Raw genomic sequence first — 13,685 nt, forward strand, 5'->3', positions numbered from 1 at the left:
CAATGGATTCATTAAATTATTGAAATTATGCCCCTTATTTTACAACGAGGGGCGTTAGTGATTTGTGATGAATTTAGTAAGCGCTTGAATTTAAATTAAGTGGTACGTGAACACCAACTTCGGCCCCACCTTTTGGGCGTGGGAATTGTATTGTTTTCAAATGATTAACAACACAATTCTTAACACTTATAGGAACGCCTTTATCTGCTTTAGCGACACTTGCTTTTGTTACGTTACCTGATGCACCGATGACAAACTCCATACCAAGTACACCTGAGATACCTTTTTGTTGAACATCAAGCTCTTTTTGGTAACAGTATCTAAACTGAGGAACGTTCTCCATCAGAATTCTCATAATGTCATTACGATCCATTGAACCTAAAATAACTTCACGGTAAGGAACACCTGCTATATAAACTTGTTTCTTTTGAACAAGTCCATCTGTACCAAATGAAGATGAAAGTTTACCACTCGTCTTACTACTTAAAGATCCAACTTCGGCCTTTACATCAGCTTTTTGAATTTGAGCAGAGTCTCCAGTTGATAGTGCAGAATTATCATCTGCAAAACTTTCACTTGAACCAGTACCGGCCTTAAATGAATTTAGCGCACCACCTTTGGCCATTAGGGAGTTCATTGAAGAAGTAAATGATGTCGACTTGTATACATCTACTTTTCCACGACTCTTTCTATTTGTAGCAAGTTTTTTAACAGTTGTTTGCTTATTCGTTGTACGAGCTGGTTTAGAAGCTTTCTTCTTAGTCTCTCTTACAACTGCCTTATTATTTGGTTTTCCTTTACGAGGAGTTCCTTTCTTTGGAGTTGATGTCGACTTTTGCTTAGGATCACCTTTACTCTTCGTTACTTTTTGAGGTTTTTCAACGTTTGAAACCGCTTCCTTAATTGGCGCCTTCTTTTCAACTTCTTTTTTTACTTCATTCTTAACAACATTCTTCTTCTTTGTTACACGAAGCTGTTTTGGACGGTAAAGAATCTTGGCAATACGTTCTGGAACTTTCTCTTTTTCAATTTCTTTATCGACTTTAAAGTTCATCATTCCTGCTGCAAAAACAATGAAGAATAATAAACAGAAGATGAGATATTTTCTTAATTCTTTATCACGTCTAAATATAGGTGCCGTTTTTACAATTGGAGGAGCTTCAGTACCCCTAATAAAAACCTTTAAGTTATCTTTTTCGAAAATGTGAATATCATCACGACGTAATGAGCTCTTCGCGTTTTTATTATTTAGAAAAGTACGATGTTCAAAACCAGGAATCTTCCCAACTGCGACATCATTCTTTCTAATATCTAAAAGTTCGACTTTGTCTTTCTTACCTAGATATGGAAACTCTATATCATTTCCACGAGCGTTAGCACCAACTAAATAAAACTTTCCATCTTTATGTGGAATATAATCAAGAGAAACAATCTTCCCATTAAATAAGATAATAACTTCGGCCGCTTCCTTATCAATACTATATTTAAAGATTGGATAAATTTCATCTGGCTCTTCAAAGATATATTCTGAAAACTTTACGTTATCATCAATACTTAGAGGGTAATTTACCTGATACTCTTCATCCTTACGTATGCGCTCATCATTAAACTTAGGTTGCTTTGGTAAGTTCTTAACAACTTCCTGAGGGTGAATTAGTTGTTGAGGAGGAAGTTTTGATGACGAATCAAAAGTAAATGAGTAATTACCAATTGTAATTGATTCACCACCCTTTAGTTCCATCGTAACAACTTCTTGTCCATTAACTAATACCGGCTTAGAAGAAGACATACTATAGATCGATACTTTGTCTGAAAATTCAATAAGACAATGAATATCATCGATACCGGCACCTCTCATACGAACATCACAAGAGTCACTTGCTCCTAAGATGATACGATTCTTTTGAGGTAGACGAATATCTTTTTTACCCTTTAAATAAAATGATCTTCCTTGATCCACTTCTACTCCTAGCGTATACGATCCAAACCTTTCATCATTTCTAAATGAAAGTTTGGTTTTGAAGGTAATTTATTTTTGAACTGACGCAGATAACGATTTGAGACCGTAATCTCTCCTGGTGCCCCAAGCTCACCATCAACGCTAATCTCTTCAAGATTAAACTGTTCAAACTTCTTATACTTATAAACTACTTTTTCTTTTACAGACTTTTGTGCAAATGTTTGTGTCGTAAATAAAAGTAACATCGTTGATAATAAAACTTTCATCATTACATCTTCCTAACTTGCTGATAGAAGGCCTTGTCTTTAGCATTCATATCGGTAGTGTCTAAGTCACTTTGTATTGTGACAGCGTGATCACTCTTTAGTTGTTTTAAAGAATAGTAAAGAGCGATCTTTAGACTTGGGATATCAATATAATCAGAATTCATTTCTTTAAGAATTGTATAAGCATACTTTGGCTTAGCATCAAAAAGATATGAATAAACTAATGAGTTAATAACATCACGATCATTCTTATTAACAGAATAAAGTCGCTTCAACAGTGAAGTTGATTTTGAGTATAGGCCATATCTGATATAGATATTTGCAAGATTAAACATTGCTGTTTTATTATTCTTCTTCAGAATAAGTACTTGCTTAAAAGCCGCAATTGCCTTTGCATCTTTATCTTCATCAATATAGACAACGCCGATATTATTGATCGCTGGTATATATTTATCATCAAGTGCTACGGCCTTGTTAAAGTAAACTTTTGCAAGTCTCTTATTTCCAGACTTGTATGAGCAAATCCCCTGCTGATTCCAATATGAAGGATTGGCCTTATACTTTTCGTACATTGCATCTAGCTGAGATAGACCTTCCTTCGTATTCCCCATATAGCAAAGACCAACAAGCCCAGTCTTCTTTGAATCGATTTCTTCAAGTTTATTTAAATCAACCTTATCAAGTGACTCATCTTCTAGAACGTCATCAACCAGATCATTAATGAGATGATAATCAGCTTCTGCATTATAACGAATCTGACTCTTTGGTTTAAAGTCTGCATTCGTAAGATTTTCAATTTGCTCACCATCTTCTAACTGTTGAGTTGAACCTTTTTTAGAAGATGCACAAGACACCATAAATAGCATTGAAAGAATAGCTAAGTACTTCATTAACGATTCCCCCTCTTATCCATTAGAACGGCTCCAGACATCGAAGGTAGCCCTAAGCCTTGTCTAGATAGTGTTCCAAAGTTAACTGTTAAGACGTCATTCTTATTGATTAAATTATCTAGCTCTCTTTTAAGCTGTCTTGATTTAGTTGCAAGATTGGCCGAAACATTGGCCATACTCGCCTTAAACGACTTTATATATTCTGGAGACTTGCCCTCAGGAGAGAATGAACCGACATCTGTAGAGAAGCGATCAAACGAATTAATTAAAAGTGAATAACTCTTAACCATTGCCTCTCCTGAGCCCATCGCTACGATACGAGCAACTTTTCCCTGAATACGATCTAGACGATTAAACTTGAGCTTCATCGTATTATTAAATTTATTTTCAGGAAAGCTTAGTCCAATTGAATTGAAGTTATTCACGTCATTCTCAAGTTTATCAACTTCCATAAGAGCAACTTCATCAATAGTTTCGATTGCAAGATCTTTCTTCTTTTTAACTTTATTATAAATATAAGATAACTCACCTGCATAACGTGAAGTGTTCTTTTGCGTTCTTGATAACTTTGACAGCTTCCCTACGTACTCAGACTTCTTGTAAAGGTTTGTCGTGTAGGCACTTAGACGTTGACGATAAATGGCATCCGCCTTATCCAGCAGTTTAGTGTCGATATAGTAATCAAATATTTGTTCGTAAGAAGATAATAGTGTTGTATTTTTAAAACGACACTTAGATTGTGAATCCACAAAGCTCACTGCAGCACTATCTTTATTGGTTGCAAGCCCCATTACTATATAGTTCTTTAATAAACCTTCTTTACTCTTATCATTTAAAGAACAAGTTTTTGACAGTAGTTTTTGAGTAAGGGCCATTCCATGATCGACTCTTTGTCTTAGGAACAACTCACTAATAATACTATTGAACGATTCATAAAATTTCGTAATTTCAGAAATTAGCATTTCTTCAATTGCACGATCAAGCCACTTAGTCATTAAATCAATATTACCTGACTCATAGAAAAGAACAGCAATATTGTATGCTGCATTCCTTTTAGCTTCAGGCGTACTTTCTTTATCTTTATAGATGAACAGGTAACCCTTCAAGGCCGTAACCTTATCACCTTTTTGATTTGCCTTTTGAATATCCGAAAATTGAGCGACAAGAATAATTTTATTCAAATGAGTGATAAACCCTCTTCTTAGCGGTATTCCAGTAGACTTAAGTTCGCCAACAAAACCCATTAACTCAGACTTATTCTTTTGTGATTTATGAAGGTCGACAATACGTCCAATCATTGCCTCATTTTTTGAAATTGCTCTTGGATTCTCTTTAGCATAAACAAAAAACAGATTCTGTGCTTTTTTAGCATCTTTCTCTTCATCGACATAGTAAGAGAATAGCTTCTCAACAGCTTTATTCTTCTTAAGCTTTGAATCTTCATGCTTGATATACGTTGAGAATACTTTCTCAAAATATTTTTTTCTAATTCCAGCTGAAGTTCTTTTGTCATTTAGTACGACAATCATACCTGCTAATGATCTCTTAAAGTATACATTATCAGTTTTATCAGAAGAGATAACCTTATCGTACATAAAGAGTGCTTGATCATATTCAGAAGCTGCATAGTAAGACTCACCAGCATAGAACAGAGCTCTCTCTCCTAAGCTAGGATCAACTTCTTGTGAAATAAAGTATAATTCAGCAGCAATACGTCCTTTAAACTTCATAATTTTTGGACGCTTCTTATTATGAGACAATCCTAATTCTTTTTGAAGATGAGCAGCACGTTTTGTTACATAAAACAGCGCCTCTTTCTTTTGCTCTGGATTAAGCTTTGTTTTAGTAATTGTTCGCGCATAAACAAGAAAATTCTTATTATTGTTGTACTTATCATAGATTTGTAATAGTTGAACAAGTGCCTTAGCTTTGTACTCTTCACTCTTTCCATTAAATGCAGATCTGAACATTCCTGCAGCTTGAGAATACTTCTGTTTATCAAGAAGAAACATTCCCATATCGAAAAAATTCTTTTCAGGTGTTCCCTTTTCATTTTGGTAGAATTGTAGGGCCTTCTTAGTATCGCCTTTATCAGCATAGAAGTAACCAACATCACGTCCGGCCATATCCTTCTTGTCGATATATTTAGGACTTTTCGACAGACTATGAACTTCCTTCATTTGCTTAATTGCAGTATTCTTATTTCCAACTCTAAAGTTAGACCAAGCAAGATTGTAAAGATACTTAGTGTACCACTTATCATCTTTAATCTTATAAATTACAGTATCGTAATACCTCTTAGATTTACTGAAATCACCTTCTCGATAATAGATATCACCTAGTGCAAGACGAGACTTAACTCCGATTAAATCATTTTTTGGCGCTGATTTTACAGACTTCACGAAAAGAGACTTTGCTCTATCCATTTGAACATTTTCTAATTCATTATAAGCAAGGATATAATAGATATGAGAGCGTGCCTTAGCGTTTGGTTTCTTATTAAGTATCGACAATCCAATTTTTTGAGCTCTATCATAGTATGCGCTAGATTCAGCAAAAAACTTCTTTCGATCAATACGCTTCTTGTCTTTTATATCTAAGTTAAAGAAATTTTCATTTTCTTGTTCACGAATAATTCGCCCTTTCTCTAAATTAAGCTCGGCCATACGCAAATCAAGCATTGTATCGTTCTTTGTGTATCGTTTCATACGCACAAGCTCTTTAAGCTCCATATCGATTACTGAAACAATACGATCTCTTTTAGTATTAAGCTTAATACCAAAAGAGTTAAAACTTATAAGAGTTGCAAATAATAAAACCTTAATCATTTTTGACACTCCGATCGAAGAGCGAATACATAGTCACCTAACTCATCGGCCCAAAACTCACCATTGAACGACCAAAAGTATTGCTTCGAGTTTCTTTTCAGGTACTTAATATCACCTCTTGCTCCGGTATCTGTAATACCACTATATAAACGTGCTTTTCTTGCATTCAGTGCTTCAAGTCTTAAATAACTTAAACCAATAAATGACTTTTCTAATTGTGCAGAATTAAGCTTAAAAACCTTCTTAACATAAGATCCAATTAGTTTTTGTTGAAGAAATAAAGAGTCTTTTAAATTAATAGCTAAAATCTTTCTTAATCTTCTATTTCTAACTGTTTTTATTGTCTTAATTTCACGAAGGCCATCTTTATAACTTTGATACAGTTGTAAAAAAGCTGGGTCTTTTCTTACATTCTCAAGTAGCTTATTTGTTAGTGGATCATAGTATTTTTTTCCATCAACATAGCTATTAATGAATTTAAAATACCATTCTAAAGAATGCTTCTTAGCAAGCATTTGATCGATTACTTGTTTTGATTTATCGAATTCTTTATAGTGATCATCAATGATATTAGACATATCATCATATAAGCATAGCTTAAAATAACTAAGTGCTTTTAGAACATTAACTTCTGGATTAACTATATAATTTAGAACCGGTGCCTTATATGTCACAAGTTTCCCAAGTGTTCTATTATAGTCACCTTTGTAATAACTATTCCAAGCCTCTTCGATTAGTAGCTCAGGCCAAATATAAGATCTTTTATCTACATCAATAAAAGCAAGTTCAGACTCATCTAATTTCTTTTGTTCATACTTCACTCTTGCAATACCAGCAAGACAGTAGTCCTGATTAATTTGTAATTGTCTTGCACGTACTTCGTCACTACTACTAGTCGACTGATCAACACAGTTCTCAAATGATCCAACTGCGGCCTTAAAACTTCTAAGCATAGTAAATGCAACACCTTCTAAGTGAAGTGCAAATGGCTTTACAGGATGTGATGCCGGAATAGTTCCATTTAAGGTTTGAAGAGCTTCTTTATACTTTCTTCTCTTTAACTGCTTTTTAGCGAGTAAATATTTAAGAGTTGGAGAATCAATATTTTGAAGATAATTCTCAGGCAACAGAATAAATTGTCTATCTCCTACCTTTGAAACAACTTGTTCAAATAGATATTCAAAATTCTTATTCGTCCTTCCCTTATACGTAACTAAATACTCTTTCACATAAGGAACGGCCGTATGGTACATCTCTTTATCTATAAGCTCTTTAATAATATTCGGATAGCGAGATATACGATTTTTTGATTTTGTTAAATCAGTCCAAATTGACTCAAGTGCGTATGCCTGACTCAATATTAGAAATGTTATAAGCGCTTTCTTAAACACAATAGCTTCCTTTATAAGTCAAACTGAACAGAGAAAGTTAGATCAATATTTGAATATAATTGATCACTCTCAGAACCAGACTCTCTTGCTGGTGCAGCTTGATAAAGAATTCCGTTAATATCTGCTCTAATACTCCAAGATTGATTAATATAAAATTTAGTTGAAACATCCCACATAAGACCAGTGTGTGACTCATCTATTGTTAAACCAGGGTTTGGAGAACCTGCTCTAACTTCAGGGCCATTATTTGTTTCATTAAGTTTTGCTAAACCTAGACCAAAGATCCAGTCAACATAGAGAATTGAATTGAATGTATTAATTTTCGAATAAAAAGGCGCCCATGTTGCCATAACACCAATATAGTCGTTTACAATTCTTCTAAATGGAATTGAACCACTTCCACCACCATTACTGTTTCTAACAGAAGCGGCTGTATCATTCTCTTCACCTGAATTAGAAGCATAGATAAATTCAGCACCAAGTTCTTCAGTAAAAAAGTAACCACCTCTTAACTGCATAGAAGTTGAATCAACAAACGCACCAGATAGTGTTTTACCAAAGCCACCACTTACATAGAAGCGTTGTTGTTTTTTAAACTTACGGTTTTGAAGTACATAAATTTCTTTATCTTTATCAAGCCATGAAAAATTGTAGAGATCACTTTCTGCGGCGAAAGTCTTAATCGTCATAAAAGTTAAAAATAATACAAAGATCATCCTAATCATTTTAGCGTCCTGCCTTTCAAATAGTTGGATTTACAGAGATTATTTTAACATAAGATGTTAACTACAATTTAAGTCGCTTATTGGTGGCATAAATTTCCATACGTACATGATGAACAGTGAGTTATTCTTTTCCCGACTAAATCAGTAAGAGTTCTCCACGTTTCAAATAGGTTTGCTTCAAGCTCGGCCATTGAAATTTCTTCTTCAATGACACGTTTTTGATCAAGAGCTAGTACCTTTAACTTAATTTTTTCAGTAACTTGTTCGCCAACTAATAGTAGACCATAAGCATAGGTTTTTAATTGAAAGAAATATGAGCGCAGCTTATCATCATCAATGAGTCCTGACTTGAAGTCCCAAATTTCTACTACCTGACCATTTTGATAAAGCAATCCATCGATAATCCCTGTAATCATTTGACCAAAAAAAGAGAATTTTATTTGATGCTCACTTAAAATTTTGTCATGTGAAGACTTTTTAATTGTATCCCCTACCCATCCGACAATTTCAACCTCTTCTGTATTATTAAATTTTAAATCTCTACCTTTAATAAGATTTTCAACTAAGAAGTGAAGACGGTTACCACGATCAACATCAGAAACACCTTGAACGTGAGGCAGTGCGATTTCTTTTTCTTTTGAGAATTCTTTTAAATCATCCTCAAGTTTTAAGACTTGGTTTAAATAGAATTTTCTTGAACATAAAGCCAACTCAGATAGTTTTGTAACTGAAAGTTCAGAGATGAGACCAATGTCTACAGAGTTATCAATATTCTTAACTCCTAATGGATCGAGAAAATATATAGGTGGACGTATTGCTTCTTCCAATTCGTATTTAAGATCAAAACTTTCAATCTCTACTGACTTCATTTGATAATTTCGAAGTGGCACAATCCAGCTATTGTCAGAATGTTTTACATCTTCGCCATTGATACTTATATCAAAGTATTCGATGTTTTCCACGGCCCTTGTACAGGCTACATAGAAAAGTCTCTTTGACTCAGAGAATTCTTTTTGTTTTTTTATTAGCTTCTCTAGAATTAGATTTGGAGATGAGTTTAATTTCTTACTATTTATATCTGCACTCCAAGATAAAGCTCCTGGAAGCGCACCAAACTTAGACTTATCCACAACTGTACGGCCGTTAGTATGAATACCACCAAGAATTATCGTATCGAATTCAAGCCCCTTTGAAGCGTGAGTCGTCATAATTCTAACTTTTGGTTGTGAAAGATAAGAGAAGCTAGCACTATACGAGTCCTTCTCTAAAGATTTTAGGATTTTATAAATTTGATCAATATCACCTTTAGCACCACCAATAATTCCATTTATTTTTTCAGAATTATTCTTATAGGCAGAACTTGATAAGCCTAAATCAAATACAAACGACCAGAAGGCATACTCAATATTACTATTAATATAAGTATCTTTCATTTTCATAAGACTTGTTACATCAACACTTTGATATGAGTCATAGTAATGGCTACATACTCCTTCAATTATAAAGTTGTAGTATCGAGCAATTGCATGAAGTCTCTTTTCGTCGGCCCCTTCCTTAACTCCTTCAATTAAGAAGTTAACAAAGGCCTTAAATATAATAACGAGAGGATCTTCCCCGTAAGGAATCTTTACTTGGGCAACAAATGGAATAGAACTTGCCATCAAGTTTGAAATTAATTGCTTTGAAGGTGCAAGTGTTCGATAAAGAATACAAATCTCTTCATCGGGATTTGTATCTTGCTTCTTTTTAATTAGATCACAAATAGCACCTGCTTCGATATTGTCATAAGTTGTTGAAGATTTTTTCTCTAACTCGATTTCGAGATTAACTTTATGACCTTTAACGATACCAAGACCGGATTCTTTAACATCTGGAAAGTTTTGGTAATCAACTTTTACACTATACTGATCGTGCCCTTGATATTTTTCGCCTAATCCAAATATTGTTTCAAAGAATTGGTTGTTAAAATTTACAACAGCTTCCTCTGAGCGATAATTATTGGACATGTAAAGGTTTTGAGGAATTACCTTTTCAGTTTGATTAAATACCGCAATTTCTCCACCTCTAAATCCATAGATAGCTTGCTTGCGATCACCTACGCACATTAATCGATTGAAATTCTCACCGATAACATGCTTAATAATTTGATACTGCCCAGGAGAAGTATCTTGATATTCATCGACAATAATATAATCGAAATTCTCCTGACAAAGCCTACGTGATTCTTCACTTTCTTCTAACGACTTTAGAGTTAGGTATTCAATATCAGAGAAGTCGATTCCTGGATAATTGTAGTAATACTCTTCTATATAATTAAACAGTTCTTTGTATAAAGTTAACCATTCTAGATATATCCCTTCATTCTCAAAAAAGGCATCATAGTTTTCAGATTCTTTATCATAAAACTTTAGTAGAGAGTTACATTGATCAATTAACTCTCCAACTTCCAAAGGGATTCCTTTGGCCTTTCGCGGTTTATTTGATTTATAAATCTCACAAAAACGTTTTATATTATTCCAACTATAATTCTTTGATAAGAAAAAAGACTCTGATGCGCTTAAGTGCTTCCACCATGCTTTTTTACTATGTTCATCGGAGTAAGTATTACTAGAGTAATGATTATTAAAGACTTCATTACAGCCAAGTAAGCTCAATATATTATCGAAGTATTCGCCTTCATCAAAAGAGACGTCATTAACATCAATACTTGACCACTCAAACCTAAGCTCAGGACTTGCAAACACAAATTGCATCGAGCTAATTAGAGCGTCAATATTCTTTAAAAATATTTCTATTTTCTGATTATTCAGATTTCGAGAGAACCATTGCTTTGTTAACTCTTCAATTTTCACATTAATTTTGAAACGATCAACAATATCGAGGTTCGCTGGAGCACCAAAAATATAACCTCGTTTAATCAACTTAAGGCAAAAACTGTGAATCGTAGAAATACCAAGTGATTCAAGGGCCTCATCAATAATTTTCTTCTTTGTAACATCTTCGACTTTTGAAAAGCGATCAAACATACGAGATTGTAACTCACCAGCAGCTTCCTTCGTAAATGTCATTACTACAATTTTAGAAAGATATGACTTTAATTGCCCTAGAATATCAGGATGTGCAGACTCAAAAAGAGCATCGTACTTTTTTTCGATTAAATAAGCTAAGTGCTCAATGATAACTCTAGTCTTACCTGAACCAGCTCCAGCATTTAGTAGGACTCCACCATTATGCATTACTGCTTTTTCTTGTTCTGAATTAAGTTGAATGGCCATTACTTATCCCCACCCTTTGCACAAATTGGATTTGCAACACAGAAGGTACATATTCCTGAGTTTAGTGGTGCTGCCGGCCACGACTGTGCACTTCTCATTGAAACCATCGTTTCATTCATAAACTCATTAAACTCTTCTTTTTTATAACTTTCTATTTTATTTGTTCTAGAGTGAAATTCATTAAAAAACTTTTCTTCACCAACAAAGATTGAATCTTTCAAGTTTTCAAGGCAAAGGTAGCCACCACCTTTTAGATTATGCTCGACACCCCATGCTTCATAATAAGCAAGAAGTTGAATTTTTCGAAAATCATTTATATCAGTTTTAGTAGGAACGGCCCCGCCAGATGTTTTAAAATCGTAAATATAATAATCATCACCATCTTTGATAATTAAGTCGATAGACCCTTTATATTTTTCATTAACTTTTGAAATATCTCTTTCGAAAAAGAATTCAACACTTGATTCATTCTTAATTTCAAGAAGTTTATAAATAATGCCACTACAGTAGGATTCTACTGAAAGTTTCAGGCTTTCAATATCGATCTTTTCAGGTAGTAGAGACTTCTCATCGATAAATCGCTTAAAGGTATTTGCAATAAGCTCTTTTAGAATTCCGCGATCATACTGATTATGAAGCTCAAGGTAAGATTCAATCACACTGTGATTAATTGTCCCAATATAACGTCGATCAATAAAGGCAGAAGAAGAAACATCGAGGTCGACACCTTGAGCGTATTTTAAATGCCACTTCTTCGGACAATCAATATATGTTTGAATAAATGATGGTGATAATTTTTCAGGTATAGCTGCTTTTTGACTATAAATAGTTCCAAAGCTTTTACGTTCACTTGCTTGGGCATGGGTTGGATTTAATTCAACACCTTCAAAAAGATTTTCAGCAATTGAGCTCCCATGCGTTAGTCCTTCTTCTAAAATTAGGTTTCCGCCTCCCAGAATAAAGCGTCGAAGTTGGTTTCTTAAAATAATAATATCTAAGTTTTTACTTTGTAATGGACCAAATGCACTAAAAATAACGAGAACATCATTTGAGAACCTTTGAGAAGAGCTTAGCGCTCCCAAATCGTCCTTCGAAATATATAGATATTGATTATCTGCACGTTCACTAGTGAATAAGTTATCTCTTGTTCCAATCACACCAGTATCTTTCATCGAAATGTTAACGACTGATGTTCTTGGGAGGTTAAGACCTAGGACTTCTTTCAATAGTTTTAAATCAGAATTATAAATATTTTCGTTTACCGTAGCTTTCTCACTAAAGCTTATAACTTCTTTCTTAAATGCTAAAATAGTTTTTAAAAGCATAAAGCTCTTCTCGTTCATATTAGTAAGAGCAAGCTTATCTAAGAACAAAACTAATTCATCTGCACTTAAATGACCTTTATTCAAGTTTAACTGTTCTTGTACTTTAGAAATTAACTGATCAACACTTGTAAAGAATAGTGCAAAGTCTGTCTTAAACCTTTTTTGTGCGAGTAGAATCGAGTTTACTTGAGTCAGGTCAAGTCCATTCGAAAAACTTAAAATTTGTTTTTCACCAGAAATTAGATCACTTAAATACTCAGCACTTCTTCCAGAAGGAATAGAAATATAATCACAAGATATGCTTTCGATCTCATGTGCTTCTTTTATCTGCTCTAACTCTACCCAGTTAGGCCAAAAGATTTTATTATCACATTGGTTGAAAATAGATTTTTCAAAAGGAATATAAACACTGGCCTTCTCTCCCATCCCTTTGAGCATATCAATTTGATTTGCATTTAAGTGATCAAAGCCAATAAAAATATAACCAACGTCTTCTTGTGGTCTAAAACTTTCACTAACTAATTGGTAAGACTTTTGTTCATCAACAATATTATATGTTTCTAAATAAGTGTGAAATCTCATCAGTCCAGCGATACAGTCTTTTTCAAGAGTGGCCAGCTGACTTAATTCTTCAATTAATGAACCACTTAGATCAAATGAACGTACTTCAGTAAAGAGCTCAAAACAAAAATGAAACTTTTCATAATCATCATTTACCGAAGACTTCCAAAAAGTCCAAAGGTCTACCATAAGTTCAGACTTAGATAGCTTTTTTTGCTCATCATCTAAATTCAGGTGATCAGATAAGAACTTTGCAACTGTAATTGTCTCAGTATTTCTAGCATGGCCTTTGCGAATAATATAATCACGATATAAATCTGAACGCTGGGGAGACGGACAGACTATTTGCCAGCTTTTTATATTTTCATTTTCTTCAAATAACTCATCAAAATGATTTTTATATAAATAAAGATTTAACACGCAACATTACCCTTTTTAAATGACACTTTATGCAAAAAACGATA

The 13,685-nt window shown here is 33.8% G+C and carries 8 protein-coding genes; all 8 read right to left on the reverse strand.

The window, feature by feature from the left end; all coding sequences use genetic code 11:
* Positions 1-73 precede the first annotated feature (73 nt).
* Positions 74-1,960, reverse strand: a complete 1,887-nt coding sequence (locus tag ACMAYS_RS13590; RefSeq protein ID WP_103217613.1) for an AgmX/PglI C-terminal domain-containing protein — start codon at positions 1,958-1,960, stop codon at positions 74-76.
* An 8-nt stretch (positions 1,961-1,968) separates the two neighbouring features.
* Positions 1,969-2,229: a hypothetical protein gene (locus tag ACMAYS_RS13595; RefSeq protein ID WP_103217612.1), complete on the reverse strand. Its 261-nt coding sequence runs from the start codon at positions 2,227-2,229 to the stop codon at positions 1,969-1,971.
* Positions 2,229-3,116, reverse strand: coding sequence for a hypothetical protein (locus tag ACMAYS_RS13600; RefSeq protein ID WP_392993596.1), 888 nt, complete (start codon positions 3,114-3,116; stop codon positions 2,229-2,231). The genes ACMAYS_RS13595 and ACMAYS_RS13600 overlap by 1 nt, the downstream gene beginning before the upstream one ends.
* Positions 3,116-5,944 (reverse strand): tetratricopeptide repeat protein, encoded by a 2,829-nt coding sequence (locus ACMAYS_RS13605; RefSeq protein WP_412463457.1) that lies wholly within the window; start codon positions 5,942-5,944, stop codon positions 3,116-3,118. Before ACMAYS_RS13605 ends, ACMAYS_RS13600 begins: the two co-directional genes overlap by 1 nt.
* Positions 5,941-7,335: a hypothetical protein gene (locus tag ACMAYS_RS13610; protein ID WP_103217609.1), complete on the reverse strand. Its 1,395-nt coding sequence runs from the start codon at positions 7,333-7,335 to the stop codon at positions 5,941-5,943. Before ACMAYS_RS13610 ends, ACMAYS_RS13605 begins: the two co-directional genes overlap by 4 nt.
* 11 nt (positions 7,336-7,346) lie before the next feature.
* Positions 7,347-8,060, reverse strand: a complete 714-nt coding sequence (locus ACMAYS_RS13615) for an outer membrane beta-barrel domain-containing protein (protein WP_392993602.1) — start codon at positions 8,058-8,060, stop codon at positions 7,347-7,349.
* 77 nt (positions 8,061-8,137) lie between these two features.
* The gene (locus ACMAYS_RS13620) at positions 8,138-11,335 is read right to left on the reverse strand and encodes a UvrD-helicase domain-containing protein (protein WP_103217607.1); all 3,198 of its coding nucleotides are present in this window, start codon (positions 11,333-11,335) and stop codon (positions 8,138-8,140) included.
* Entirely contained in the window at positions 11,335-13,641 is a 2,307-nt protein-coding gene (locus ACMAYS_RS13625; protein WP_412463458.1) for a PD-(D/E)XK nuclease family protein, read from the reverse strand. Before ACMAYS_RS13625 ends, ACMAYS_RS13620 begins: the two co-directional genes overlap by 1 nt.
* Positions 13,642-13,685: the final 44 nt, after the last annotated feature.

Source organism: Halobacteriovorax sp. RT-2-6, from assembly GCF_047085025.1.
GTDB lineage: Bacteria > Bdellovibrionota > Bacteriovoracia > Bacteriovoracales > Bacteriovoracaceae > Halobacteriovorax_A.